The organism is Streptomyces sp. NPDC107517 (assembly GCF_055582645.1).
On the sequence record NZ_JBVJPM010000016.1, the window covers coordinates 60,420 to 85,481 of the forward strand.

Annotated in this window: 24 protein-coding genes and 1 pseudogene; 14 read left to right on the forward strand and 11 right to left on the reverse strand. The window is 69.6% G+C overall.

The features are described from left to right. Positions 1-116 precede the first annotated feature (116 nt). From ACZ67T_RS30790 to ACZ67T_RS30800, 3 genes are all read left to right on the forward strand, one after another. Positions 117-311 carry a hypothetical protein gene (locus ACZ67T_RS30790; RefSeq protein WP_469988260.1) on the forward strand — a complete coding sequence of 65 codons (195 nt, stop codon included), beginning with the start codon at positions 117-119 and terminating at the stop codon, positions 309-311. 73 nt (positions 312-384) lie between these two features. Further along, positions 385-1,281 (forward strand): hypothetical protein, encoded by an 897-nt coding sequence (locus ACZ67T_RS30795; protein WP_469988261.1) that lies wholly within the window; start codon positions 385-387, stop codon positions 1,279-1,281. A gap of 110 nt (positions 1,282-1,391) precedes the next feature. Further along, positions 1,392-1,757, forward strand: coding sequence for an iron chaperone (locus tag ACZ67T_RS30800; RefSeq protein WP_469988262.1), 366 nt, complete (start codon positions 1,392-1,394; stop codon positions 1,755-1,757). A 167-nt stretch (positions 1,758-1,924) separates the two neighbouring features. Here the strand turns inward: ACZ67T_RS30800 and ACZ67T_RS30805 are convergent, their stop codons facing one another. After that, a complete protein-coding gene (locus tag ACZ67T_RS30805; protein ID WP_469988263.1) occupies positions 1,925-2,674 on the reverse strand; it encodes a TioE family transcriptional regulator in 750 nt (249 codons plus the stop codon). 68 nt (positions 2,675-2,742) lie between these two features. Between ACZ67T_RS30805 and ACZ67T_RS30810 the strand changes: the two genes are divergently transcribed. Continuing rightward, positions 2,743-3,945, forward strand: coding sequence for an erythromycin esterase family protein (locus tag ACZ67T_RS30810; protein ID WP_469988264.1), 1,203 nt, complete (start codon positions 2,743-2,745; stop codon positions 3,943-3,945). A gap of 176 nt (positions 3,946-4,121) precedes the next feature. On the opposite strand, the gene ACZ67T_RS30815 is transcribed toward ACZ67T_RS30810, so the two are convergent. After that, a complete protein-coding gene (locus tag ACZ67T_RS30815; RefSeq protein ID WP_469988265.1) occupies positions 4,122-4,700 on the reverse strand; it encodes a TetR/AcrR family transcriptional regulator in 579 nt (192 codons plus the stop codon). 59 nt (positions 4,701-4,759) lie between these two features. On the opposite strand from ACZ67T_RS30815, the gene ACZ67T_RS30820 reads away from it, so the two are divergent. Then, the gene (locus ACZ67T_RS30820) at positions 4,760-5,275 is read left to right on the forward strand and encodes a GNAT family N-acetyltransferase (protein ID WP_469988266.1); all 516 of its coding nucleotides are present in this window, start codon (positions 4,760-4,762) and stop codon (positions 5,273-5,275) included. Here ACZ67T_RS30820 and ACZ67T_RS30825 read toward each other — a convergent pair. Next, positions 5,259-5,705, reverse strand: a complete 447-nt coding sequence (locus ACZ67T_RS30825) for an Lrp/AsnC family transcriptional regulator (RefSeq protein ID WP_469988267.1) — start codon at positions 5,703-5,705, stop codon at positions 5,259-5,261. The genes ACZ67T_RS30820 and ACZ67T_RS30825 overlap by 17 nt on opposite strands. Positions 5,706-5,923: 218 nt before the next feature. On the opposite strand from ACZ67T_RS30825, the gene ACZ67T_RS30830 reads away from it, so the two are divergent. Together ACZ67T_RS30830 and ACZ67T_RS30835 are read left to right on the forward strand one after the other, a co-directional pair. Then, positions 5,924-6,568: an AzlC family ABC transporter permease gene (locus tag ACZ67T_RS30830; RefSeq protein WP_469988373.1), complete on the forward strand. Its 645-nt coding sequence runs from the start codon at positions 5,924-5,926 to the stop codon at positions 6,566-6,568. Then, entirely contained in the window at positions 6,561-6,890 is a 330-nt protein-coding gene (locus ACZ67T_RS30835) for a branched-chain amino acid transporter permease (protein ID WP_469988268.1), read from the forward strand. Before ACZ67T_RS30830 ends, ACZ67T_RS30835 begins: the two co-directional genes overlap by 8 nt. A 231-nt stretch (positions 6,891-7,121) precedes the next feature. On the opposite strand, the gene ACZ67T_RS30840 is transcribed toward ACZ67T_RS30835, so the two are convergent. Genes ACZ67T_RS30840 through ACZ67T_RS30850 form a run of 3 tightly spaced genes read right to left on the reverse strand, consistent with a single transcriptional unit; the run spans position 7,122 to position 10,240 of the window. Then, positions 7,122-8,681, reverse strand: a complete 1,560-nt coding sequence (locus tag ACZ67T_RS30840) for a tripartite tricarboxylate transporter permease (RefSeq protein ID WP_469988269.1) — start codon at positions 8,679-8,681, stop codon at positions 7,122-7,124. Between the two features lie 3 nt (positions 8,682-8,684). Next, positions 8,685-9,197 (reverse strand): tripartite tricarboxylate transporter TctB family protein, encoded by a 513-nt coding sequence (locus ACZ67T_RS30845; RefSeq protein ID WP_469988270.1) that lies wholly within the window; start codon positions 9,195-9,197, stop codon positions 8,685-8,687. Then, on the reverse strand, positions 9,194-10,240 hold the full coding sequence (locus ACZ67T_RS30850; protein ID WP_469988271.1) for a Bug family tripartite tricarboxylate transporter substrate binding protein: 1,047 nt from the start codon (positions 10,238-10,240) through the stop codon (positions 9,194-9,196). The genes ACZ67T_RS30845 and ACZ67T_RS30850 overlap by 4 nt, the downstream gene beginning before the upstream one ends. A 118-nt stretch (positions 10,241-10,358) precedes the next feature. On the opposite strand from ACZ67T_RS30850, the gene ACZ67T_RS30855 reads away from it, so the two are divergent. Together ACZ67T_RS30855 and ACZ67T_RS30860 are read left to right on the forward strand one after the other, a co-directional pair. Further along, entirely contained in the window at positions 10,359-11,429 is a 1,071-nt protein-coding gene (locus ACZ67T_RS30855; protein ID WP_469988272.1) for an ArsR/SmtB family transcription factor, read from the forward strand. Between the two features lie 112 nt (positions 11,430-11,541). Beyond that, entirely contained in the window at positions 11,542-12,414 is an 873-nt protein-coding gene (locus tag ACZ67T_RS30860) for an alpha/beta hydrolase (RefSeq protein WP_469988273.1), read from the forward strand. Between the two features lie 35 nt (positions 12,415-12,449). Here the strand turns inward: ACZ67T_RS30860 and ACZ67T_RS30865 are convergent. Continuing rightward, positions 12,450-12,518: pseudogene (locus ACZ67T_RS30865) on the reverse strand (hypothetical protein); the annotation flags it as partial. A gap of 87 nt (positions 12,519-12,605) precedes the next feature. Here ACZ67T_RS30865 and merB point away from each other — a divergent pair. Further along, complete coding sequence (merB, locus tag ACZ67T_RS30870) at positions 12,606-13,583, forward strand: organomercurial lyase (protein ID WP_469988274.1); 978 nt, start codon at positions 12,606-12,608, stop codon at positions 13,581-13,583. Between the two features lie 86 nt (positions 13,584-13,669). Here the strand turns inward: merB and ACZ67T_RS30875 are convergent, their stop codons facing one another. Then, positions 13,670-14,818: an FAD-dependent oxidoreductase gene (locus tag ACZ67T_RS30875; RefSeq protein ID WP_469988275.1), complete on the reverse strand. Its 1,149-nt coding sequence runs from the start codon at positions 14,816-14,818 to the stop codon at positions 13,670-13,672. A gap of 221 nt (positions 14,819-15,039) precedes the next feature. On the opposite strand from ACZ67T_RS30875, the gene ACZ67T_RS30880 reads away from it, so the two are divergent. After that, positions 15,040-15,615 (forward strand): TetR/AcrR family transcriptional regulator, encoded by a 576-nt coding sequence (locus tag ACZ67T_RS30880; protein ID WP_469988276.1) that lies wholly within the window; start codon positions 15,040-15,042, stop codon positions 15,613-15,615. 214 nt (positions 15,616-15,829) lie between these two features. Here ACZ67T_RS30880 and ACZ67T_RS30885 read toward each other — a convergent pair whose 3' ends face one another. The 3 genes from ACZ67T_RS30885 to ACZ67T_RS30895 form a co-directional block, all read right to left on the reverse strand. Continuing rightward, positions 15,830-16,654 (reverse strand): class I SAM-dependent methyltransferase, encoded by an 825-nt coding sequence (locus ACZ67T_RS30885; protein WP_469988277.1) that lies wholly within the window; start codon positions 16,652-16,654, stop codon positions 15,830-15,832. Between the two features lie 281 nt (positions 16,655-16,935). Next, the gene (locus ACZ67T_RS30890) at positions 16,936-18,024 is read right to left on the reverse strand and encodes an acyltransferase family protein (RefSeq protein ID WP_469988278.1); all 1,089 of its coding nucleotides are present in this window, start codon (positions 18,022-18,024) and stop codon (positions 16,936-16,938) included. Between the two features lie 122 nt (positions 18,025-18,146). After that, positions 18,147-20,513: a glycosyltransferase gene (locus tag ACZ67T_RS30895; RefSeq protein WP_469988279.1), complete on the reverse strand. Its 2,367-nt coding sequence runs from the start codon at positions 20,511-20,513 to the stop codon at positions 18,147-18,149. Between the two features lie 594 nt (positions 20,514-21,107). On the opposite strand from ACZ67T_RS30895, the gene ACZ67T_RS30900 reads away from it, so the two are divergent. The 3 genes from ACZ67T_RS30900 to ACZ67T_RS30910 all read left to right on the forward strand — a co-directional run bounded on the left by ACZ67T_RS30900 (position 21,108) and on the right by ACZ67T_RS30910 (position 24,927). Continuing rightward, entirely contained in the window at positions 21,108-22,133 is a 1,026-nt protein-coding gene (locus tag ACZ67T_RS30900) for a chitinase (protein ID WP_469988280.1), read from the forward strand. Between the two features lie 126 nt (positions 22,134-22,259). After that, positions 22,260-23,543, forward strand: coding sequence for a low temperature requirement protein A (locus ACZ67T_RS30905; protein WP_469988281.1), 1,284 nt, complete (start codon positions 22,260-22,262; stop codon positions 23,541-23,543). Between the two features lie 133 nt (positions 23,544-23,676). Continuing rightward, complete coding sequence (locus ACZ67T_RS30910) at positions 23,677-24,927, forward strand: MFS transporter (protein WP_469988282.1); 1,251 nt, start codon at positions 23,677-23,679, stop codon at positions 24,925-24,927. Positions 24,928-25,062 lie beyond the last annotated feature (135 nt).

A 25,062-nucleotide genomic window follows, 5' to 3' on the forward strand; every position in this document is an offset into this window, starting at 1 on the left:
CGGCACTGAACTGTCGATGGCTGCAACAATCACGACATATCCAAGGTTTCCCTTTTGATCCCTGGCGTTTACTGATGCAAACTGCCTCAGGGCCGGCTGATCGCTGGAGGAAGAGCGTGGCCAAGCTGACCGTTTCGGGCTCGCTCACCGCCCGCATGGTCCTCATGGTCACCACCTTCACCCGTACCATCGCCCTGACCTCTCCGAGTGCGCCGGCCGACGCGGCCCCGGCCTGCGTCGCCGCCTGGGCGGCGCGTCGGCGAACAGCGCGGCTACGGCCGGGCCCCACCGCGGCCACAGAAGCGTGGTGACCCCGTGGCAGGCTCGCGGTCCGAACTCCCTGACACCCCTTTGGGGCGGTCGCCCGTACGGTGGCTCCTCCGGATGGCGCTCGACGATCCGGAGTGCCTCCCGGAGACCTTGGCTGCCTTCGCGGTGCGGCGGCTCGGCCCGGCCGCCGCCCGCTCGGTCGCCGGTATCAGGAAGAACCACCCGGATCTGGATCCGGCAGGTCTCCGCGCACTGGTGACGGCCAGGGGGCGGCGTGCCACGGTGTCCGAGGGTGCCTTCGTCGGTGGCCCGTTCCTGCTTTTCGTACCTGTCGCGTTCTGCGCTGCGTTGCTCAGGCAGGCCTTGACGGTCCTGGAGCTGGCCGCGCTGAGAGGCGGCGATCCCACGGCCGACGACCGCGCCGCCGAGCTCCTGGTCCTCCAGGGCGTGCACGAGAACCCCGCCCGGGCCCGGGAGGCTCTCGCGGCCTGCCACGGGGAACGGTCCTCCACCGGCAATCGGTCCGCGCTTCGGCACCCCGTCGTGCTGTGGCACCTGACCCTGCGCATGGCCCGGGTGCTGGGACTGCTCACCGCGTCCGAGCGCACCGGCTGGTCACACAGGCTGGTGCAGGCAGGCCGATGGGTTCTGCTGGGTCTGGTGTTCGTGGTGGGCATCGTCGCCCCCCTGGTCTGGCTGCCCTACATGGCGATGTCGTACTACCAGGCCACCACCCGGTTGACGGACCGGGCCACCGCCTTCTACTTCACCGATTCCGCGCTGGTCTCCCGGCGGCGGTCGCACCTCGACCCTGCCCCGATCGCCGGCGCCGCCCGTACTCTCCTCTCCCTTCTGGTGCCGGTCGTCCTGGTCGCGGCCACCCTCGTCACGGGCGTGCGGATCGCCGACAGCAGTTGGCCGGTCGTGGGCATCCTCCTGTTCACTGCCTCCGTCGCGGTCGGCGCGGTGTGGCACTGGCGTCGGCGCCGCCACAGGAAGTCCGGCGGATGACAGGGGGCGGGAAGCGGAGGGCATGTGCGAGCCCGGCTTCCCGCCCCTTGTGCGGCCCGCCGAGTTGTGGGCGGACCGGCGGCCGGGTCCCGGTGGGTACGCTCGACCGCATGGTGCAGAGCAGCGCGGAAGATGTCGACGGGTATCTCGCCGAGGTGGTGGAGGGGCGCAGGGAAGCCCTGACCAGGCTGCGGCAGCTGTGCTGCACGGAGCTCAAGGGGTTCGAGGAGGTCATGGCGTACGGAATGCCCGCATATCAGCGGGACGGCGCTGCCGAGATCGCCTTCGCGAGCCAGAAGCAGTACATCTCGTTCTATCTTCTGCGGTCCGATGTCCGGGAGGCGTTCACGGCGCGGCTGGCCGCGCAGGACATGGGCAAGGGCTGCCTGCGTTTCCGGAAGCCGGAGAGCATCGACTTCGACCTGGTGCGAGACCTGTTGAGGGCTACCGCGGCAGCGTCGGGCAAGATCTGCTGACGGCCGGGGCGGGCGCAGCAAGCACGCCAGGCGTCAGCCGGCTCCGTCCTCGCAGGTCCGCGACCTGCTGAAGCGCGGCGGTGAGTTGTGTGAGGTCCTGGCCGCCGAAGTGGTCGACGAGGTTGCGTCGCACGCTGACCGGAAACGCTCGGGTGTCGCCCGGAGGCTCAGCCTCGCTCGCGCAGGTAAGCGTCCAGCTCTGCGGCCCCGGTGAGCATCGCCCGCCCGCGTGCGGACAGCCGGCCCCGCCAGGCGTACAGGGCCGCCTCCAGCGGCTCGAGGCCGCCGGCCGCCCGCACCTGGGCGATCAGCGGGGCGATCTGCTCCAGCAGGTAGCCGCCCCGCCTGAGTTGATGGGCCAGCCGCGCGTCCCGTACGTCGGCGTCGTCGTAGACGCGGTACCCGGTCCGCGGGTCGCGCCGCGGGTGCACCAGCCCTGCGGCCTCCCACTTGCGCAGGGTCGCGGGCCGGATTCCGAGCTTGGCCGCCAGCGGCCCGATGAACGTGCCGCCGGCCCCGGTCACCGCGACCGGCTCGGACCCCTCACCGGGCTCGGGCGCGGTGGGGGACTCCAGGTCGGCAAGGGCGTTCTCCACGGCCTGGAGGGTCCGGCGGTCGTCGAGGAGCTGGGCGTGGCTCTCGTCGACGAGGCGGAACGCCTCCTCGGCCGCGTCCTCGTTCACCGCCCGCATGATCGACGTCGCCCTCTGGTGACCGTGGCCGGGCAGCAGGGCGAGGAACGCGCGCAGGGCTCCCGCGTGCAGCGAGGTGTAGGTGCGATAGCCGTGAGGTGTGCGACCGGCGGCCGGAAGGATGCCGGCCTCCTCGTAGTTTCTGACCGCCTGGGTCGACAGGCCGTGCTCGCGCGCCAGATCAACCGGCCTGAGCCGCACCCTGCTTTGAAGGTCTGAGCCCATGAGCCTGCCGAATCCTGACGGTGCCGCGAAAAAGTTTCAACCGAAGGTTCAACGATAGCGTTTAAGGCATGGTCACTGACATCAAGGACACCGCCCACGCTGTCGAAGCGGCCGCCGTCATGACGCTGCTCCCGTCCCGGCCGAGGCTGCTCGCCCTGGGGGAGCCCACCCACGGCGAGGACGCTCTGCTCGACATGCGCAACGAGCTCTTTCGGCAACTCGTCGAGCAGGAGGGCTACCGGACCATCGCGATCGAGAGCGACTGCATGATGGGCCTGATCGTGGACGACTACGTCACCACGGGCGCGGGCACCCTCGACTCAGTCATGGCGCACGGATTCAGCCACGGCTTCGGAGAGTCCGCGGCCAACCGCGAGCTCGTACGCTGGATGCGCGCCCACAACGAAGCTCGGCCCGAGTCCGAGCGGCTCCGCTTCGCCGGGTTCGACGGCCCGCTGGAGATGACCGGCGCCGCGAGCCCCCGGCAGGCCCTCACCGCACTTCACGGCTACCTTTCGGCCCGGGTGGACGCGGGCCTGCTTCCCTGCACCGCGGAGGCACTCGACCGGCTGCTCGGCGCCGACGAACCGTGGACCAACCCCGCGGCGATGATGGATCCGGCCGCGTCCGTGGGGCAGTCGGCCGAGGCGAGGGAGCTGCGGCTGCTCGCCGACGATCTGGCGGCGCTGTTCGACGAGCAGACGCCGCACCTGATCGCGGCGACATCGCGGGACGACTGGGACCGGGCGCGCCTGTACGGGCGTACGGCAACAGGCCTGCTGCGCTACCACTTCTGGATGGCCGACGCCTCACCGAGCCGCATGACGCGGCTGGTCTGTCTGCGGGATTCGATGATGGCCGCCAACCTCCTCGCCCTCGCCGAACGGGACCCGGCACTGATCCACGCCCACAACGGCCATCTCCAGCGGGACAAGAGCAGCATGCGAATGGGCGGCCGACTGCTGGAGTGGTGGAGCGCCGGCGCGCTCGTGAACTCCCGACTGGGCGAGGAGTACGTCTTCCTGGCCACGGCCCTCGGCACGCTCCGGCATCAGGGAGTGGACACCCCGCCCCCGGACACCGTCGAAGGACTCCTGCACGCGCTTCCGGAGGACCGCTGCGTCGTCGACGCCCACGGCCTGGCCACGGCCCTCGGCGAAACGCAGCCGGCCACCCGGGTGTCCCCCTATTACGGCTACGCCCCACTCGACCCGGCACACCTGGCCGGATATGACGGGATCGTGTTCGTCAAGGACGTCCCGCGGAGCTAGCGCCCGCGACGACCCGATCGAGGCGGCGGCGCCAAGAGCCGGTTCGGCCGGTTCGCGTGCGACGTGAACACCTGGTCCGGACCCGGCCTGGCCGCACAGTCGGTGACGGTGCCCGGGCCACGTAGCCCCCGAGGCAAGGCCACCGCGGGCAGCCGCGTGATCGAGACGGGCGCGAGTCACCCCAGAGCGGCCAGCTGGTGATGTACCGCCGCGGTGGTGCGCGCGCTCTCGCCCGTGGCGAGCAGGTCCAGCATCGCGCCCCGCAGGACCGCGAGGACGAGGGTGCGCTCGGTGAGAGCGGCCTCGGTGTCACGTAGCGCGGCGGGCTGGCCGGCGGCGAGCAGTGCCAGCCAGTCGCCGACCGTGTCGCGGGCGAAGCCGGCCCAGGGCCCGTCGGGTTCGATGAGGGAACGGGCATAGCTCTCGACCCACAGCGTCAGCAGCCCGCGGTGGGCCTCGTCGGAGAGCCACCGCCACAACTCCCGTGCGACCGGCTGCAGACCCTGCGCCCTGTCCTGTGACTCTGCGACCTGCCGCATGTGCGCCAGTTCGTCGGCTCTGGCCCGTGCGAGCAGGGCACGGATCAGGCCGTCCTTGCTGCCGAACAGGTAGAGCAGGACGCGCGGGCTGGAGTGGATCTCCTCGGCCAGCGGGCGCAGGGACAGCTCGCCCAGGCCGCTGCGCAGGGCATGGGCGTAGGCCGCTTCCAGCAGTTCCTGCCGTCGCGGGGAGGGGTTTGGTTCGGATCGGCTCACCGCGTTAGTCTACTGAAACAGTCGTTTCAGTGGGTGGGGATACGGGAGAAGGGGTCGACATGGCTGAGCGTCAAGTGACTGTCCGGCCGCTGGGCCGGCCCGGCGACCTGGGCTGGGTGGTGATGGCGCACGGTGAGTTCTACGACCGCGAGTTCGGCTGGGACACCGGCTTCGAGGCGCTGGTCAGCAGGATCGTCACCGACTTCGCCGAGGGGAAGGACCCGGGTCCGCAGGCGGCCTGGATCGCCGAGGTCGACGGAGCGCGGGCCGGCTGCGTCTTCTGCGTCCGCCATGACGACCGGACGGCGAAGCTGCGCCTGCTGCTCGTCGACCCGAGCGCGCGCGGCCTGGGCCTGGGAGCAGGCCTGGTCGAGGAGTGCCTGAGCTTCGCGCGGGAAGCCGGGTACGAGGCGATCACCCTGTGGACCAACGACGTGCTCGGTTCGGCCCGGCGCATCTACCAGAAGCACGGCTTCGAACTCGTCGCCGAGGAGCCCCATCACAGCTTCGGTCAGGACCTGGTCGGGCAGACCTGGCAGCGCAGCCTGCGGGAGGGCGTCAGGGGTTGGTCTTGACGTTCTTCATGGTGAGGTGGGATTCGAGCCGGAGAACGCACGGCAGGCCGCTGAGCTTGCCGGTGAGGAAGGCTTCGTAGGCGGCGTGGTCGGCGACGGCGACGCGGATGAAGTAGTCGGGGCGGCCGAACAAGCGCCGGAACTCGATGACTTCCTCGTAGGACGAGACAGTCTTCTCGAACTCCTCGAACGTCTTGCGGTCGGTGGCGCTGACCTCTACGTCGATGAGGACTTCCAGCCCGCGGCCGAGTGCTACGGGGTCGATGACGGCCCGGTAGCCGCTGATGACGCCGGCCTCCTCCAGCCGCTTGACCCGGCGCAGGCACGGGGGCGGGGTCAGGCCGACTCGTCTGGCGAGTTCGACGTTGGTGAGACGTCCGTCCTGACTCAGATGAAACAAAATTTCACGGTCGATCGCATCGACATGCATTTGATTGCTCCCTGCTCGATGTCTGAGCCATTATCGGCAACCATATTAGGTCATTTCTGTCCTAATATTTCCCCATGGGAATACCTCCGTCCGCTGTCGACGACGCCTTTCGGCCTGCCACCGGAACCGTGGTCTCCGATGCGCCCCCGTCCCCTTCATCGCTGCCGGTTCCGCATCGGAAAGCCGAGGCGCCGGCCGCGTTCAAGGACTCCGCCTCCGTGGGCCTGGGGCTGGTGCCGCTCGGCGTCGCGTTCGGAGTCGTCGTCACCCAGTCCGGCTTGGCGTGGTGGTGGGCGAGCGCGTTCACGGCGCTCATCTACGCCGGATCATTTGAATTCGTGCTCGTCGGCCTGGTCGCCGCGGTCGCTCCGCTGGGGACCATCGCCCTGACGGCCTTCCTGGTCAACATCCGCCACGTCTTCTACACGCTTTCCTTCCCGTTGCACCGTGTGAACGGGCGCCTCGCGAAGACCTACAGCACCTTCGCCCTGACGGACGAGGCGTACGCCCTGACGACCGGCGAACACGCCCGATCCTGGTCGGGCCGACGCATCCTGTGGCTCCAGCTGTTCATGCAGCTGTACTGGGTCGGCGGCGCCACCGCGGGCGGACTGCTCGGCTCCCTCATCCCTGACAGCGTCACCGGCCTGGACTTCGCCCTGACCGCCCTGTTCGCCGTCCTGGCCCTCGACGCGATCCGCGACCGGCATGATGACCTGCCGACGCCCGTCCTGGCTCTGCTCAGCGCACTTGCCGCCCGCCTTCTCTTCCCCGCCGAGATGCTCCCGGCCGCGTTCGCCTTTTTCACGGCCGGCCTCCTGGCCCGGCATCTCACCGCCCGCACGAGGACCAGCCATGCCTGACGCCCCCTACCTGCTCGCCGCGGTCGCCGTCTCCACCGCCATCACCTGGGCCCTGCGAGCCCTGCCCTTCGCAGCCCTCGCCCCCATGCGCGCCAGCGCCACCGTCCGGTACCTCAGCACCCGCATGCCGGCCGGCGTCATGGTCATCCTGCTTGCCTACTGCCTGCGTGACCTCCCCTTGCACGAGTCACGCGCCGTCGCCCCACTCGCAGCCCTGACGGTCACCGTCGGCCTGCACCTGTGGCGACGTAACGCCCTGCTGAGCATTCTCGGCGGCACCATGGTCCACGTGATCCTCGCGAGCACCGTCTTCGCGCATTGACCGGTGGGCCGGTGACTTCGGTGACCGAGGTGAGCCCGTTCCCGTGGGGCCGCCACGAGGTCGGCCTCACCAGGGTCTCCCCGGAAGGTACGAGGAAGGGAGAGGGCCCTGGAGAAGCCGCGGATCCGCAGAGCATCGGGGCGGACCACAGGCGTCGTACTCATCGGCTTCGGCATCGCGGTCGTGACTGCCTACGACCCCTGCGCCTGAGCTCGTCGCGGGCGACAGGATTCATCGTGGCGCGGCATTGCCGGCATGGTGGCTGCCTTCGGGCACCGGCACGTCGGCCTCTCCGTCAGCCGGTGCGGGCCTGCGGACGAGCCGCATCAACAACGGACCGATCAGGGCGAGTGCGGCCAGCACAAGGATGGCTGCCGAGAGGGGCCGGGTGACGAAGACGGTCCAGTCGCCCTCGGCGAGGGTCAGGGCGCGGCGGAACTGGGTCTCGGTCAGAGGGCCGAGGACAGCGCCGAGGACCAGAGGGGCCACGGGGTATCCGGTGCGGCGCATCAGGAAGCCCAGGACACCGAAGGCGAGGGCGATGCCCAGGTCGAACGGGCTCTGGGCGAGGGCGTAGACGCCGAGCGCGGCGAAGAGCAGGATTCCGGCGGTGAGCAGGGAGCGTTCGATCTTCAGGAGCTTCACCCAGAGCGGGATCATCGGCAGGTTCAGGGCGAGCAGCACCACATTGCCTATGTAGAGGCTGGCGATCAGCGTCCATACCAGCGTCGGCTGGGTCTCGAAGAGCTGCGGTCCGGGCTGGACGTTGTACATCTGGAAGGCGATGAGCAGCATGGAAGCGGTCGCCGAGGTCGGGATGCCGAGGGTGAGCAACGGGACCAGGACACCGGAGAAGGCGGCGTTGTTGGCCGCTTCCGGGCCGGCGACGCCTTCGATGGCGCCCTTGCCGAACTGCTGCTTGTGCTTGGAGAGTCGGCGTTCCAGGTTGTAGCTGAGGAACGTGGGGATCTCCGCGCCGCCGGCCGGGAGCGCACCGATGGGCAGGCCGAGTGCGGTGCCGCGCAGCCAGGGCTTCCAGGAGCGTCGCCAGTCGTCGCGGGTCATGCCGATGCGGCCGCGCAGCGGCAGCGGATCGGGGTCGGGCGCCCGGCGCAGCCGGGCCGCGGTGTACAGGGCCTCGGCGATGGCGAAGAGGCCGACGGCGACGGCCACCAGGGCGATTCCGTCGAAGAGTTCGGGGACACCGAAGGTGTAGCGGGCCTGCCCGGTGAGGCTGTCGATGCCCACCAGGCCGATGGCGAGCCCCAGGAAGAGACTGCACAATCCGCGCAGCGGGGCCTCGGCCACGACCGCGGTGACGGTGGCGAAGGCGAGCACCATGACCGCGAAGTACTCGGCGGGCTGTATGTGTTCGGCGATGGCGGAGAAGGCGGGGCCTGCGAAGGTGATGCCGACGGTGGAGACCGTGCCGGCGACGAAGGAGCCGATGGCGGCGGTGGCGAGGGCCGCGCCGGCCCGGCCCGCACGGGCCATCGGGAAGCCCTCGAGGGTGGTGGGAACGGAGGCCGTCTCGCCGGGCACGTTGAGGAGGATCGCGGTGGTCGATCCGCCGTACATGCCTCCGTAGTAGATCCCGGCGAACAGCACGAGCGCGCCGACGGGGTCGACGACGTAGGTGACGGGCAGGAGCAGGGCGACGGTGGTGGCGGGGCCGAGTCCGGGCAGCACACCGACCAGGGACCCGAGCAGGCAGCCGGCGAAGGCGAGCAGCAGGTGCACCGGACTGAAGGCGTTGGCGAATCCGTTGCCGAGGTGGGAGAGCACGTCCATGGGTCAGAACGCCAATCGCAGGTAGCCGGGCGGGAGATGGATGCCGAGGAGCCGGTCGAAGAGCAGGTACGCGGTCATGGCGAGGGCGAGTCCGACGAGCACGTCGCGCACGGCGCGGCGGCTGCCGAGGACACGGGCGACGACAGCGAACAGGACTGTGCTGGTCTGCCAGTAGCCGAAGAACTCAAGGGTCAGGCAGTACGCGGCGAGGGCGACGACCAGCAGGCCGACCGGACGCCACTCGGTGACCCTGGCCTCCTCGCGGGCCGCGTCGTCCTGGGCGGGGTCGGTGCCACGGAAGCACTGCACGGCGTTGAGGGCGGCGACGACCGTGAGCCCGACGCCGACCAGGAGGGGGAAGGCGCGCGGCCCGACGTCGGTGCCTTCGGCGAGGGTGGCGTCGGGGATGGTGAAGGCGAAGGTCAGCACGGCGAATCCGGCGAGGAGGAAGGCGACAGCCGTGATCCGGGGCGCGAGCGGACGCCTGTGGTCGGGGAGGGGTGCGGGGGCGGTCATCCGAGCCCGACCTCCTTCAGAACGCCGCCGACCTGGCCGCGCTGACGGTGAATCAGATCACCGAACTTCTTGCCGGGGAGCCAGACCTCGTTCCAGTCGTTCTCGCGCAGGGTGCGTTTCCAGCAGTCGGTGTGGCGCATCCTGTCGATGAGTGCGACGACCGCGCGCTGTTCCGTGCGGTTGAGCCCGGGCGGGGCCATCACGCCGCCGATGGCGTCCACGGTGTCCTTGCCGTAGCCGAGGTGCTCCAGCGTGGGAGGCGATCCGAGATCCTTCGGCGACTCCCCGCCGCTGACCGCGAGGATGCGCAGCTTGCCGGCCTCGACCTGGGGGCGGATCTCGGAGAGCGTGGAGAGCCCCGCTGTGGCGACACCGCTGAGCAGCATGTTGAGGACCTCGCCCCCTCCGCCGGTGGGCACGTACGTGACCTTGTCCGGGGTCACGCCCACGGAATCGGCGAGCGAGGCGACGGTGATGTGGTCCGGGCCGCCGAGCGACCCGCCGACCCACTTCGTGCCGCGCGGGTTCTTCGCCATGGCCCGCATCAGGGAGGCGAAGTCACGGTACGCGGAGCGGGCGGGTACGACGATCGCGGTGGTCGAGACGGTGAGGCCGGCGACCGGGGTGAGCTGGGTGAGAGAGACCGGGGAGTGGTTCTGGATCTCACCGCCGAGGAGGGTGACGGTGTCCATGGTCATCAGCTGGTACGGGTCGTCGGCCCGGCCCGCCATCCGTGCCAGACCGATGGTTCCGGCCGCTCCCGGGGCGTTGGACACGGTGATGTCCTGACCGGTGATCCCACACTTGTTCAGGGCCGAACCGATGCCACGGGCACGGGAGTCGAAGCCGCCGCCGACACTGCCGGGGGCGAGGATCGCCAGTCCCCGGGCGGGGTAGTCCTCGACGGTGGCGCCGGAGTCGACCGGGCCGAAGGCGCAGCCGCCGAGGGCCGCCGTGAGCGCGGTGGCGAACAGGGCGAACAGCACCAGTCGGCGCGGGCCGGGCGGGCGGGGGACCGGCCCGGCAGGAACGAACGGGGACATGGATGAGCTCCAGAGCGGAGGGGGCGGGTACGGGGTAGGTGTCGGGGGATCCTGCGTGCCCCGGCGTCGTGGCAGCAAGGGGATTGACACTAAGCAATCAATCCTTGAGGGTCGGCGGATGCCCGTCGTGATCGAACCGGGTCCTGATCCGGACCGTGCCGTGGCTCCGCGGCTCTCCCCGCTCGCCGAACTCTGTGCCTGTCTGCACGCCCTGCAGACACCCGGTCACCATCCGGCCAGTCGCCGTTGGGTGGACGCGGTACGGCAGGACGCCGACCCCGCGCTTCTCGCCCGGGCCGCCGCGCTGTCGCCGCTGTGGAGCGCGTTCCGGGCCCGCTATCTGCTGCCGATGTCGGCGGGCGTCGAGCGCTCCCTCGAGGAGGAGATCGCTGACATCACCGCCCTGGATCTGGAGCAGTTCACCGGGATGACGGCACAGGCGCTGCTCGGGAAGAACTCGCCGCGCCCCGGGGCGCCGCTCGAGGAGCCGGACCGGTTCCTGTCGCGGCTGCGCCAGCATGCCGAGGAGCGGTTCACGCTGGGCGCCCGGCTGCTGTCCGACCCGGAGGGGCTGCGCGACACGGTCACCGGGTTCCTCACCGCGGCGGGCGAGGAGTGGTTCGACGCGGAGTGGGAGCTGCTGGCCGGGCCGCTGCGGGCGGAGGTCAGGGGCCGGTTCGCGGAGCACCGGAACGACGCGGTGGCGGTGCTCGCCTCGTTCCCGAGCGCGCGGCTGCTGGCGGATCCGCCGCGGATCGAGTTCGAGAAGCTGTACCAGGCACGGGTGCCGCTGGCCGGCACGGACTGCCTCCTGACGCCGTCCCTGCACGTCAACCCGCATCTGGCGATCAAGCACTACCCGGGCTTTCCGGTGGTGGTGCAGTATCCGGTGCGGGGACCCGGCAGCTTGGGCCCGCCTTCCCTCGACCTGGTGCGGCACCGCATCAGGGCTCTCCAGGAACCGCTCCGGATCGACCTGTGCCGCACCCTGCTGCGGGAGGCGATGACCACGACCGAACTGGCCGAGCAGTACGCGATGACACCCCCGCAGATGTCCCGGCACCTACGACGGCTGCGCGAGGCGGGGATGGTGGTCACGCACCGCCGCGGCGCCCAGGTCCACTACCAGCTGGACCAGGAGGCGGTCCGCACCCTGGGGCACGACCTGCTCGCGGCCCTGCACCGATGAACCCGTCCTCGTACCGGGAAGATTGACGTACGGGCGGCAATCTTCTTGAGCCGCCCCCTCCCCGTGGTGAGGGTGAGCGGGACCGCACCACGAAGATCGAGGTCCACGCCCCATGACAAGCAGCTCTGCCGTCACCGCCACCGCCCGAACCAAGACCACCTCTGCCTTCTATGTCACCGGCGCCACCACACAGTTCGCCTCCCGCTACGACCAGCGTCTCTCGTACTGTCTCTACGTCCCGTCCGCGCACGAGACGGCCGCCGGGCCGCTTCCCCTGCTGGTGATGCAGCACGGCACCGGCCGCACCGGGCCCCAGTACCGGGACGCGATGGCCGAGTTCGCCGAGGAGCACGGCATCGTCGTGCTCGCCCCGCTCTTCCCCGCCGGGCTCGGCGACGACCCCGACGACCTCCACAACTTCAAGTTCATCGCGCATCAGGGCATCCGCTTCGACCTGGCGCTGCTCGCGATCGTCGACGAGGCCGCGGAGCGCGTTCGCATCGACACCTCGCGGTTCGTGCTGCACGGCTTCTCCGGCGGCGGCCAGTTCGCTCACCGGTTCCTCCTGCTGCATCCGGACCGGCTCGCCGGGGTCTCCATCGGCGCCCCGGGCAGGGTCACGCTGATCGATCCGGAACGGGAGTGGTGGCTGGGCACCAAGGGGTTCGCCGAACGGTTCGGCGCCCCCGTCGACCTGGACCAAGTGCGCGACGTCCCGGTGCATATGGTGATCGGCGCCGAGGACACCGAGACCTGGGAGATCAACAACCCGGGCGACTCCAACTGGATGGACGGAGCGGACGAGGCCGGCCGCACCCGCGTCGAACGCATCTCGGCACTGCGTGACAACTACCGCGCCCACGGGATCGACGTCGCCTTCGATGTCGTACCCGGGCTCGGCCACGACGGCATGGGCGTGTTGGAGCAGGTCCGGGTTTTCGCCGCCCGTGTGCTGCGGGCCGCATCGGACGCGTCGTCACGGTAGCCGCCCGACGTGCGGGGCGGCTCCGGCAGCAACCCGGCCTGCTCGTAGAAGCGGATGGTCTCGGCCGTGGCCCCGCTCGCGGAGGCCGGGTCTCCCATGCGCATACCTCCACGCCACGCCGTGACCTTCCAGCGGACGGGAAGGTCTACGGTCGAATCGATGCGAGGCCATTGAACTGGGAGGGCAGCGGAATGAGGATCACGGTCCTGGCGGTGCGGGACTGCCCGAACGTGCCGGTCGTGCGCGAGCGGATCAGCGCGGCGCTCGACGGGCGTGCGGCGCAGGTGGAGCTGATCGAGGTCAGCGATGATGCCGAGGCCGCCCGATGGGGCATGACGGGCTCGCCCACCGTTCTGCTCGACGGCGTCGACCCATTCGCGGCCGCGGGCGCGGCGCCGACCGTGTCCTGCCGTCTCTACGAAGTCGGGGACGGCCACATCGAGGGGGCTCCCGGCGTGACAGACCTGCGGCGTGCGTTCGCCGCGGCGGACGTGGCTGCGGCCGATGCCGGGCGGGAGCGCTGCGAGGCGGATCTCCTGGATCCGGTCGGGCGGGCCGGCCGTGGACGTCGGGCGCCCGCAGAACGCGGGTTGCTGGCGGTGCATCAGGCGGTGCTGCGGCACTTCGTGGCCACGGGCCTGGCACCCGGGGCGAGTGAGCTGGAGCCGGTGGCCGCCGCGGCCGGGCGCACGGCGGGTGAGGTGCTCGCCGAGCTGGACCGGGAGGACTTCCTGCAACTGGACCGCGCGGGCCGCATCCGGGCCGCCTACCCGTTCTCGGCCGTCGAGACCCGGCACCGGGTACGGCTGGCGTCCGGGGTGACGGTGTGGTCGATGTGCGCGATCGACGCCCTGGGCATCTCGGCGATGCTCGGCCAGGACGTGACCGTGTTGTCGAGCGACCCGGTCGACAGTCGCCCGGTCACCGTCAACTTCGTTGGCGGCGCCGCGGGTTGGAAGCCCGCCGAGGCGGTGGTGTTCATCGGCCGCCGCGACGGCGAGGGGGCGGCGGCCACCGTGTGCTGCGACGCCTTGAACTTCTTCACGGGCCGCGCCTCGGCCGAGCAGTGGATGCGCCGACACCCCGAGGTGAAGGGGCGGATCGTCGTCCAGGAGCAGGCCGTGGAGATCGGGGTCCGGACTTTCGGACCGCTGCTCCTGGGCGAATGAGCGGCACTGCTCTCGGGGGTCAGGTCGTGGCGGCATCCCGGCCGGCCTGTCGGAACGGTGAATTGCGGTGCTCTCGCGGGCAGATGTCAGTGGTGTGCCGTCATGTGGGTGAGGGTCTGGTCCGCGGAGTCGGGGGCGAAGGCGCTGTCGAGTCCTTCGGCGGCTCCTTCCGCCGCTTCCACGGAGCGGAGCACCATCACCTTCTCGTACGCGGTGATGGCACCGTCGATGGAGGTCTGGACGGAGAGGGCATGGGCGAGGTCGGCGCCGTCGCGCATGGCGAGGTTGGCTCCCATGCCGGAGAAGGGGGACATGAGGTGGGCGGCGTCGCCCAGGAGGGTGACGCCGGAGGTGTGGGGCCAGGTGTGGGGGACCGGCAGGGCGTACAGCGGGCGGTTCGTGTAGCCGCTGTCGGTGTCGGTGATGAAGCCGGTCAGGCTGTCGCTCCAGCCGGCGAACTCCTTGAGCAGCGCCTCCCGCACGGACTGGGTTTCGGTCAGATCGAGGCCGGCCTGCTGGTGCCAGTTCTCGTCGGTGCGCATGCCCAGGTAGGTACGGATGTGGCCGCTGCTGTTGCGCTGGGCGATGATGCCCAGGTTGTTGTCGAGGGCCATCATCGTGCCGCTGCCGGTGAGTCGGGCGAGGTGACGGTGGCGGCTGTCGGCCTCGTCGAAGCCTGTCTCGACGAACGTGACGCCGGTGTAGACGGGCGCGGCGTCGGACAGCAGGGGCCGTACGCGTGACCAGGCGCCGTCGGCGCCGGTGACCAGGTCGGTCTCGACGGTGGTGCCGTTCGTGAAGTGCAGGCGGTGAGTGCCGTCTCCGAGCGGCTCGCCCTTCTCCAGCTTGTGCCCCCACTGGACGGTGTCCGGGGCGAGGGAATCGAGCAGGATGCCGCGCAACTGACCCCGGTCGATCTCGGGGTTGCCGTCCGGGGTGTCGCCCTGCGGCGGAGCGGCTTCGAAGAGGATGCGGCCGTCGCGGCTGACCAGGCGCAGCTGTTGTCCCTCGGGCCGCGCCAGCTTCCGGAAGTCGTCCCACAAGTCGGCTGCGCGCAGGGCGTGTTGGCCCGATTCGGGGTGCATGTCGAGGGTGCCGCCCTGGTCTCGGGCGGTGCGGGAGATGTCCGCGTCGTAGACGGTCGCCTCTATGCCGCGCCGCTGGAGGATGCGGGCGCAGGTGAGGCCGCCGGGTCCGGCGCCGATGATCGCGATGCGTGGGGTGTGGGTGCTCATGGGGCGCTCCGGTGATCTCGATCGGTGGGTGAAATCCGTGGCATGGCGGGCGGACGGCGCCTTCGCCCCAGACAGGAGCTACGTCGGGAGGTACGTCAGGGGGTACGCGAAGCCGGCCGGGGCCGTCGCGGTACCGGCGGCCTCAATCAAAAAAGCACACTCGCTAAAAAAGTGCAACGACACAACTAATTATGTCAGGCAACTTAAGGTATGATCCAAGCATGACTGAACAACCCGTCGGCCGCCGAGAGCGGAAGAAGGCCGCCACCCGTCAGTCCCTGGCGGAGGCGGCCCTGAGCCTGTTCCTGGAACACGGCTACGACCAGGTGACACTCCGGGACATCGCCGAAGCGGCGGACGTGTCGACCACGACGCTGCTCAAGCACTTCCCCAGTAAGGAGGCCCTGGTCTTCGACGAGGAAGCCGACCAGGAAGCCCACCTGGTCGCCGCCGTACGCGACCGCGCACCCGGGCAGTCCGTTCCGCAGGCGCTGTGCGCGCACATCAAGCGGACGCGCATCGGTGCCGGGAACTCCGGCGACCCGCGCTTCGGCTCCTTCGTCGAACTCGTACGGAACACGCCCGCGTTGAGCGAGTACGCGCACCGAATGTGGATCCGCCACCAAGGCGCTCTCGCGCGCGCCATCGCCGACGAGACCGGCGTCGATGACCTGCGCTGCACCGCGCTCGCGCGCTTCGCCCTGGAAGCCTCGGCCCTCGCCGACGGACCCGACGATCGGGAGCGAGCGATCGACGTGGCCTTCGACCTCCTTGAACACGGCTGGAAAGCACCATGATTCGCGGCCGTAGGTGTCCGTCAGTTGCTCAGCCAGGGCTTGAAGCAGTCGCCCATGAACGCTGCGACCCCACTCGGGCTTGAGGTTCTACCGGCAATCGACCTGCTCGGATTCGACGTGCCGCCCGACGCCCTCATCGCACCTTGGCTTGTCGACGCGCCTTCTCGCCGGCTGAGATCGGCGGGTTGCTCACTGCCCGGCGTCGGTCCGGACGTCAAGGGCCCTCCGCGGTTTTCCACCCCCAGGCGGTGAGCATGCCGGCCGACAGTGCGGCGCATTCGTCGGAGTTCAGATACCGGACCGCCGCGTCGACCGCCGCGTCATCGATCAGGTCGGTGGCGAGCATCGCCGCCCTGCTGCGTTCCCATGTGTCCGCCCAGAAGCGGCTGATGGGGCTGGCCGGCAGCAGCGGCGGCACGTGGATCTCGGCAGCCACGGACACGAGCCCCGCTCCGCGCAGCAGCTGCGGGTACGACGGAACCCAGGAGACATCGGTGCCGATGGTGGCTCGCAGCCCCTGCCACATCGCGCGCATGATCACGGTGTACGGCGTGTCAGGCGTCCGGTCACTCGTCAGGTCGACCGCGTCACTGAGTACCAGCACACCGCCCGGCGCGACGAGTGCGGCCAAGGCCGTGATCAGGCGCTCGCGTTCGGGCAGGTGCATCAGCACGAAGCGCGCGTGGACGAGCCGGAAGCGGCCGGGGACGAAGTCCGGGGCTGTGACGTCGGCTTCCAGCACGTCGAGCCCGGGCACGAGCCGTGCGTCGAGGAAACGTGTGTCGCGGTCCACGGCGAGCACACGTGCCACCCCGGCCTCCTCCAGCAGCCGGCGCGAAACCGTGCCCGTGCCTGCGCCCACGTCGAGGCAGTGCCACCCCGGGCCGACGCCGAGTTCCCGCAGCCGCGCCATGGTGATGTCGTCGTAGGCGAGGGCGCCGAAGTCGATGCGCTCGGCCTCACCGGCCTGCTCAGGACGGAAGACGGCCTCGCCATAGCGATCGCCGCCCGGCACGTCTCCGTGCGGAGTGGCGGTCACGTCGCGGCCGTGGCCGGGACGCCGTGGGCGTCGTCATCGATGAGTACCAGCGCCCGGTCGGCCGGGGGCCGGAACGGCGGGTCGTAGAGCAGTTGCAAGGCCGGACCTCTTCATCTGTGAGTCGGTGGGGCGGCGGTCCCTCCCGAGGTCGCCGCCCCACCGATCTTCTACCGGCGGCCGCCGGCGCTGCCGAGGCGCGCCGGGCCGCTACCGGACGACTTGGAGTCGCGCCGGTGTCGCCGGAAGCACAGCTCAAGGTGTGCTTCCGGCGACCGACCACCTCAGGGCAGCAGCCGGGGCCGTCGCTTCGCCGCCACGTCCTCCACCCAGCCCACCAGCGGGATCGCCGCGGCGATCAGCACCCAGCCGACACCGAACATGAACCACTGGCTCTCCAGCGGCAGGTACGTCGCGAATGCGGGCACGTTCCAGAACTGGTCGATCAGCGGAACCGCGAGGATCAGTGCGATCTCGTGCCACAGGTAGATCGTCATCGCCCGCGCGTTGAAGACCGACACCGTCCGGTCGAGCCGTTCGAAGCGCGCAAGCCACGCGAAGTCGACCCTGAAGTACGCCTTCGAGTACATCAGCAGCGTCACGAACCCGGCCGACCAGAAAGCCTGCGCGAGCGGGATGTCGTCCAGGTCGTAGCTCCCGTACTCCGCCTGGTGGGTGAGGGCATACCAGGCACCGTAGGCAAGCGCCGCGACGGACAGCACGACGACGGGTCCCGGACGCAGACGGGCCAGGACGCCCTCACGGTGCGCGAATCCGACGAGCCAGCAGAACAGGAACGTGGCGAAGTCGAGAAGACCGCTGCCGAACCGGCTGTCCGGCGGCTGCCACACGAACTGGAGCACCAGGATCGGCGCGAGCGAAGCGAGCAGCACCGCCACCGGCGCCAGCCGGAACACCTTCAGGAGCAGCGGTGACAGGAGCACGAACCACAGGTAGGCGCGCAGATACCAGAGGATCTCCCAGGCCTGCATGCCCCAGCTGTTGCCCGGCGGGTCGCCGAGGGGCACCACCCAGTACACGACCTGCCATCCCGGCATCCAGCCGTGCAGCAGCATCGCGAGGACGACGAAGATTCCCCAGAGCCAGAAGGGCGGCAGCAGCCGTCGTATCCGGCTTCTGATCACCGAAAGAGCCGGCCGTTCAAGGGACTTGGCCATCAGTGACCCGGCGAGCGCGAACATGACGCCCATGGAGGGGAAGACGAGGCCCGCCCACATCCAGCCGAACGTGTGGTAGGCCACGACGCGTATCAGCGCGAGGGCGCGCAGCGTGTCGAAGTACCGGTCACGGCCGCCCGCCCGGCCCGCCGAGCGCTCGGGCGCGGCGGATTCTCCGTCGCCCGGCTCGATCACACGCAGAGGTGTGGTGTCCTGATCAAGGCCCTGCGTTCCCGGCGTTTGCGGTGTTTCAGCCTTGTCGGGCGTGCCGCGCGTTCGCCGAGCGGCTCTGTGGCGATTCCCCTGTGTCTGCGAGGTCACCGCCCCACCCCCGTCGGCGTCCCGACCTCGCCGGTGCGCTTGAGCTTCTGCCAGCGCAGCCGGCCGCCCGTGAGGGCGGTGATGGAGGAGTGGATGAGGACCAGGTACATCATCTGGCGGTACGCGATCTGCTGGAGGGGGAGCATCCACAGATAGCGGTACTTCTCTCCGTCGAGGCGGAACGCGTAGGCGGCGCACACGAGTTGGATGCCGAGCACGGCGAGCCAGGCGAGCAGGGACGCCTTGAAGTCGACGAAGATCATCGAGTACACGGTGAAGAGGTCGATCAGCGGCGCGAAGACCGGCGTGACGATCTGGAACAGCACCACGAGAGGCATGCCCACCCGTCCGAAGCGACCCGAAGGCCCCTTGTCCACGAGGGACTTGCGGTGCTTCCACAGCGCCTGCATGGTGCCGTACGACCAACGGTAGCGCTGGCTCCACAGCTGCTTGAGCGAGGCCGGCGCCTCCGTCCAGGCCCGCGCATGCTCCTGGTACACCACACGCCATCCGGCGCGGTGCATCGCGATGGTGATGTCGGTGTCCTCCGCGAGGGTGTCCTCGCTCATGCCGCCGACCTCGAGGACGGCCTGGCGCCGGAAGGCTCCGATCGCCCCGGGGATGGTGGGCATGCAGCGCAGCAGGTCGTACATGCGGCGGTCCAGGTTGAAGCCCATCACGTACTCGATGTGCTGCCAGGCACCGATGACCGTGTTGCGGTTGCCGACCTTGGCGTTGCCCGCGACCGCGCCGATGTCCGGGGCGGCGAAAGGCTGCACGAGCCGGCGGACGGTGTCCGGCTCGAAGACCGTGTCGCCGTCCATCATCACGACGATGTCGTAACTGGCGTTGCGCACCCCGTTGTTGAGCGCCGCGGGCTTGCCTGCGTTCTCCTGACGGATCACTCGCACGTTGGGCAGGCCAAGGGACTCGGCGATCTCCTTCGTGCCGTCGGTGGAGCCGTCGTCCACGACGATGATCTCGATGGGATGCGTGCTCTGCGCGAGGGAGTTGAGGGTGTTGGCGATGCACTCCTTCTCGTTGTACGCGGGCACGATCACGCTGACCGGCCTGGTGACGGGCGGCCCCCAGCTGAACCGGCGCTTGTTGCGCTGCCTGTAGTGGCGCCGCGCGAGGACCAGCATCATCGCGAATCGCGCCATGACCGCGACTCCGACGACCGCGAGGAAGACGGCCAGCGTCGGCACGGTCCACTCGGCGATCGCGACCGCCACGATGAGCGCCTTGCCCTCGTAGAGGGTGGTGCCGGTGGCTTTGGAGTGGGCGGCCTGGTCGGCGTTGCGGGCGCCGCCCGGAGCGTTCGTGCCGGCGGAGGGAGGGGTCCCCTGTCGCGCCGCGCCACCCGGTGCCTGACCGGACCCCTGCGCTCCACCGGGCTGAGCGCCCGCACCCTGCGTCCCGCCGGCCTGTGCGCCGCTGTCCTGCGCGGATCCGTTCTGCGCGGAGCCTCCCCGCGCCCCCGTCCTGGCCATGGCGCCGCTGACCGTGGTGAAGGTGTAGCCCTTCGCCTTCATCTTCTTGATGTATTCGGGCAGAGCCTTGAGCGTCTGGTCACGGTTGCCGCCGGCGTCGTGGAAGAGCACCGACGCGCCTTTGCTCTTCTTCGGCGTCGCCCACTGGACGATCTTCGAGACGCCCGGCTTCTTCCAGTCGTCGCTGTCGGTGTCGACGAAGACGCTGGTGTAGCCCATGGCGCCGAGCTTCTTGTAGACCGGCCAGCTGTAGTTGTCGATCGCGGCGGTCTCGGACGAGTAGGGCGCGCGCACCAGCTTCGTGGTGATGCCGGCCGCGCCCGCGAGGGCCAGCTGGGTCTGCGTGAGCTCACGCTTGACACGGGCGTCGCTCTGATAGGAGAGGTCGACGTGGGTGAAGGTGTGCAGGCCGACCTCGTTCCCCTGCTCGACCATGTCCTTCACGATGCCGGGGTGCCGGGCGATCATGGAACCCACGAGGAAGAACGTGCCCTTCACATCGTTGTCCGCGAGGATCTTGAGGACCTTCTCGGTGTACGTGGCGTCGGGACCGTCGTCGAAGGTGAGCACGATGGTCTTCTTCGGAACGGACTGCGTCCGCATGGAACCGTTGGTCGAGGTCAGAATCGGGCCGCCGTCGAGGATGCGCTGCGGCACCTTGTCGTAGGCCGCGTCGGTGCGGACGCGGTGGTCGCCCAGGACCTCGGCCCGCAGATATCCGTCGAGCAGCATCACGCTGACGAGTCCGAGAACGAGAACGAGCGCGAGGACGACGCGTGGCCGCTGCAGAGCGGCGGCTCGACGCCCGGCCCGCTCGAAGCGGGAGGGAGCGGCGCGGCGACGGCGCCGCGAGGAGGTGTTGCTGGTCATGTTTTCCCTTACCTGCGCGTCAGTGGGCGTCTGCGGTGGCGGATGCCGAGGGGGCGGCCACTGACGAGCTGGGGCGGACGGAGGGAAGAGTGGCCGGAGGTGTTCCCTGCTGCTGACCGGCGCCGCCCGGGGCGCCGTACCCGGAGCCGGCCGGACCACTACCGGTGCCGGCGACGCCACCTCCACCACCCGCACCGCCGAAGGGCAGCAGGTCTGTCGTGCTCACGGACACACCCCACCCCATGAACGACAGGCCGAGGACGACCGCGTAGCCCAGGCAGGCGAGGACCACGGCAAGGCCGAACCTGCGCAGCAGCTTGGCCCGCCGTCCGGAACTGTCGACGAATACGGGGCCTTCATCGGCCCCATTTCCACGTTTGCGGTGGCTTCCGCGCCCACTGGCACGTTTTTCGACGGAGGAATCGAAATGCATTCTCGGGACGCTAAGGGATCTTCATGTGGCCAATCCCAGGCATTCCTGTGCGCACCCTGAGAAGGCCCTGAGTTCGCTGTGATTCTCCTGATGACACCCGGATCACAGGGTTCCGTGTTTCAGTTCCGGGACGAGATCGACAAGAAACGGGTGCATGCGTGATGAGGAATGTTCTGGGGCGGCCGGCCGCCGCGATCGTGTCGCTGGTGGCGGCAGTGACCTGTGCGGGGTGCTCGTCGGGGAGCCCGGGCTCGACCGACGTGTCACCGCACGCTGCGCCCTCGCAGGCCGCGAGCGCACCCTCGTCATCCAGCCCGTTCGCGCCCTACGTCAGCGCCACGGACGCTTCGGACCTGGACGCGGCCGGGTCTCCCTCCACGTACAACCTGGCCTTCACGATCGCGGACGGCAGCTCCTGCACGCCCACGTGGAACGGCACCGAGGCCGTCAGCGACGCGACGGTGAAGAAGCGGATCTCGGCACTCGAGTCGTCCGGCGCGACCGTGCGGGTCTCCTTCGGCGGGGCGTCCGGCAAGGAACTGGCCGAGACGTGCGGCAGCGCGTCCGCTCTGGCCGACGCCTACGCCGCCACGCTCGACGCCGCGGGCGCCACCCGGGCCGACTTCGACATCGAGGGTGACGCGCTGAAGGACTCCGACTCGGTGACTCTGCGCTCGAAGGCGATCGCCCTGCTCCAGAAGAAGCGCACCGACCTCGACGTGTCCTTCACACTTCCCGTGATGCCCTCGGGGCTGGACGCGGACGGCGTGGCGCTCCTGGAGTCGGCCAACGACCAAGGCGTCAAGGTGTCCAGCGTCAACATCATGACGATGAACTACGGCACGTCCTACACCGGCGACATGGGCGACTACGCCATTACGTCGGCCAAGGCGGCCCACGCCCAACTCGCCGACATTTTCGGGCTGTCGGACAGGAACGCGTGGCGCGGACTCGCCGTGACGCCGATGCTCGGCACGAACGACATCGCCAAGGAGACGTTCACCCTTTCCGATGCCGCCCAACTGCGTGCCTTCGCGGAGTCGAAGGAGCTTGCGTGGGTCTCCATGTGGTCCACGTTCCGCGACCAGCAGTGCTCCTCTGCCGACACCTCGTCGGACGACGCACTCACCAACTGCAGTGGTGTGCAGCAGAGTTCGGGAGCCTTCGGCAAGGCTCTGTCCGGCTGAGGCGACGCGTTCGGGACAGGGGTGGCGCCCATGCCTTCTTCGGGACCGAACCCGTGACCGACGGCACCTCGGGCGCCTGTTCCGCATCACTCGGTTCGACGGCACCCATGCGGCATCATGCTCCGCATGAGCGACTCTCCCCACCCTCAAGGTGCCGACGGCAATCTGGCGCACAGTCGGGTGCCGATGACAGGCCGCGATCCCCAAGAACCAGGACGGGTCTCTTCACCGCTGGAGCTGTTGTTCGACCTGACGTTTGTGGTCGCGGTAGGAACCGCCTCCTCCCAATTCGCCGAGATGGTCGCCGAGGGGCATCCCGGAGAGGCGGTCACCGCGTTCGTGCTGGCGATGTTCGCGATCAGCGTCGCGTGGATCAGCTTCAGCTGGTTCGCGTCGGCGTTCGGCACGGACGACTGGCTCTACCGCGCGCTGACGATGGTGCAGATGATCGGCGTCGTCGTGTTCTCGCTCGGCCTGCCCGCAATGTTCCACTCGGTCGACGAGGGCGAACACCTCGACCTGAGGGTGATGGTGCTCGGGTATGTCGTGATGCGGATCGCGATGGTGCTGCAGTGGTGGCGTGCCGCCCGGGAGTCCCCCACATTCCGGGACGTCGGCATGGCGAACATCCGCTGGACGGTGATCGTCCAAGTCGGCTGGGTCGTCGTCGGGTTCACGCATCTGCCGCTCAACGCGGTGTTCGTCGCCTTCATCGTCCTCGGTGCGCTCGAACTGACATTGCCTCTCCTCACCCAGGGCGCTGCGGGCGGAACTCCGTGGCACCCTCACCATGTCGCGGAGCGGTACGGCCTGTTCGCCATCATCGTCCTCGGGGAGGGCGTCGTCGGGACCGTCGCGTCCTCGGGCGAGCTTCTCGGCGGGGTGGACGGAACCCATTGGAGCGGCAACGCGATCGCCGTGGTCGTCGCCGGCGTCGGGCTGACCTTCGGCATGTGGTGGGTGTATTTCTCCACCCCGTTCGGCGACATCCTCGTACACCGCCGCAGCCGCGGATATCTCTTCGGCTACGGGCACATCCCGCTCTTCGCCGGGGTGGCCGGCGCCGGAGCCGGCCTCCACGTGGCGGGCCTGCACCTGGAGCACCACTCGGAGATCAGTGACGTCGCCGTGGTGCTGTCCCTGGCCGTGCCGGTCGGCCTCTACCTGCTCATGGTGTATCTCCTCCACACGCTGCTGCTGTCCACGGCCGACCCGTTCCACGTGCTGCTGATCTCGCTCACGCTGGCGGTACTGCTCGCGGCGGTGCTCCTGTCCGCGGCCGGCGTGGCCATGGCGGTGTGCCTCCTCATCGTGATGCTGGCCCCCTTCGTGACCGTGGTCGGCTACGAGTCGATCGGCTACCGCCACCAGCGCCGGATGCTGGAAGGACTCGACCCGCAGCACCAGTGACAACTGCGCGCGGACACAGGGGCGATGGGCGCTGCTGCAGGCCCCGGTGGCCCGCCCGTCGGACTTCGCCCCTTCCGGCGTCCCACGAGTCCGGCTCGGTCTGCCGGTGATTCCCCACTGGTACTGTCCAGCCATGCCGCGCCTGGTGGAAGTACCTGGGTACGTACGCTTCTGGACCGCCTCGGCGGTATCCGCCTTCGGTTCTCAGGTCACGGGGCTGGCCCTGCAGATCCTCACCGCCGTGGTGCTGAGCGCGTCCGCCACTGAGGTCGGCATCGTCAACGCCGCCCGCTGGGTCCCGTATCTGCTCTTCGGACTCGTGGCCGGGGTGGTGGTGGACCGTCGCCGACGCAAGCCGATGATGGTCGGCACGGACCTCGGAAGGGCGATCCTGCTCGGCGCGATACCCGTGCTGTATGCGCTGGACCGGCTCACCATCCCCACGCTGTGCTTGTTCGTCTTCGCGTTCGGGGTGCTGTCACTGCTGTTCGACGCGGCGAACCAGTCGTACGTGCCACAGCTGGTACCCAAAGAACTGCTCAACGCGGGATACGCCCGTGTGGAGCAGGCAAGCGCGGTGGCCGGCTCGACCGGCCCACTGATCGGCGGGGTACTGATCAAAGTCATGGGGGCGCCGCTGGCCGTGCTGGTGGACGCCGTCACCTATCTGATGTCGGCCTTGTTGCTCGCCTCGGTGAAGGCACCCGACCCCGTCCCCGATCGCGGCGCGCGGCGCAGCCTCGGCAGCGAGCTGCGCGAGGGGGTGGCATGGGTCTACCGGCATCGCACGCTGGCATCCATCGCCCTGACCTCACACGCGATGCTGCTCTTCAACAGCATGGTCAGCACCGTCTTCGTGGTCTTCGCCCTGAACGAGCTCAAGATCGGCGAATTCGGCCTGGCGGCCACCTACGCCTTCGCGAGTGTCGGAGCGGTGCTCGGTGGCGCGCTCTCCGCACGTGTGGCCGGCAGGCTGGACGTCGGCCCCACTCTGATCGTCTTCCGCCTGGTCGCCGCGATCGGATGGCTGCCCCTGGTCCTGGCCGGACGCGGACCGTGGGCGCTGGCCTCCGTTTCGTTCGCCTTCTTCATCGTGTCCATGGCCATCGGCATCGAGAGCCCGGTGGAGATGAGCTATCGGCAAGCGGTGACACCCGACCGGCTGCGCGGGCGCATGAACGCGACGATCCGCTCGATGAACTGGGGAATGGTGGCCGTGGGGGCACCGCTCGGTGGAGTACTCGCCGACCAGGTCAGCTATCGCTTCGCCCTGTGGATCGGACTGTCCGGAGCAGTCGCCCAGGCGCTCGCGCTGACGGTGTCCCGTACCCGCGGGGCCCGCACCACCGACGAACTCGACTTCCCGGCAGGGGCCCGCACGTGACCGGGAAGGGCCCGGGGCCGTCTCGCGTCTGCTCGTTCGTCGACGAAGGCGCTGTCATGTGCCGGTACGGCGTCCCGGACACGGTGGAGAGGACTTCCGGCGACGATCGTGGCCTGCCGAGCCTGTGCGTGCGGG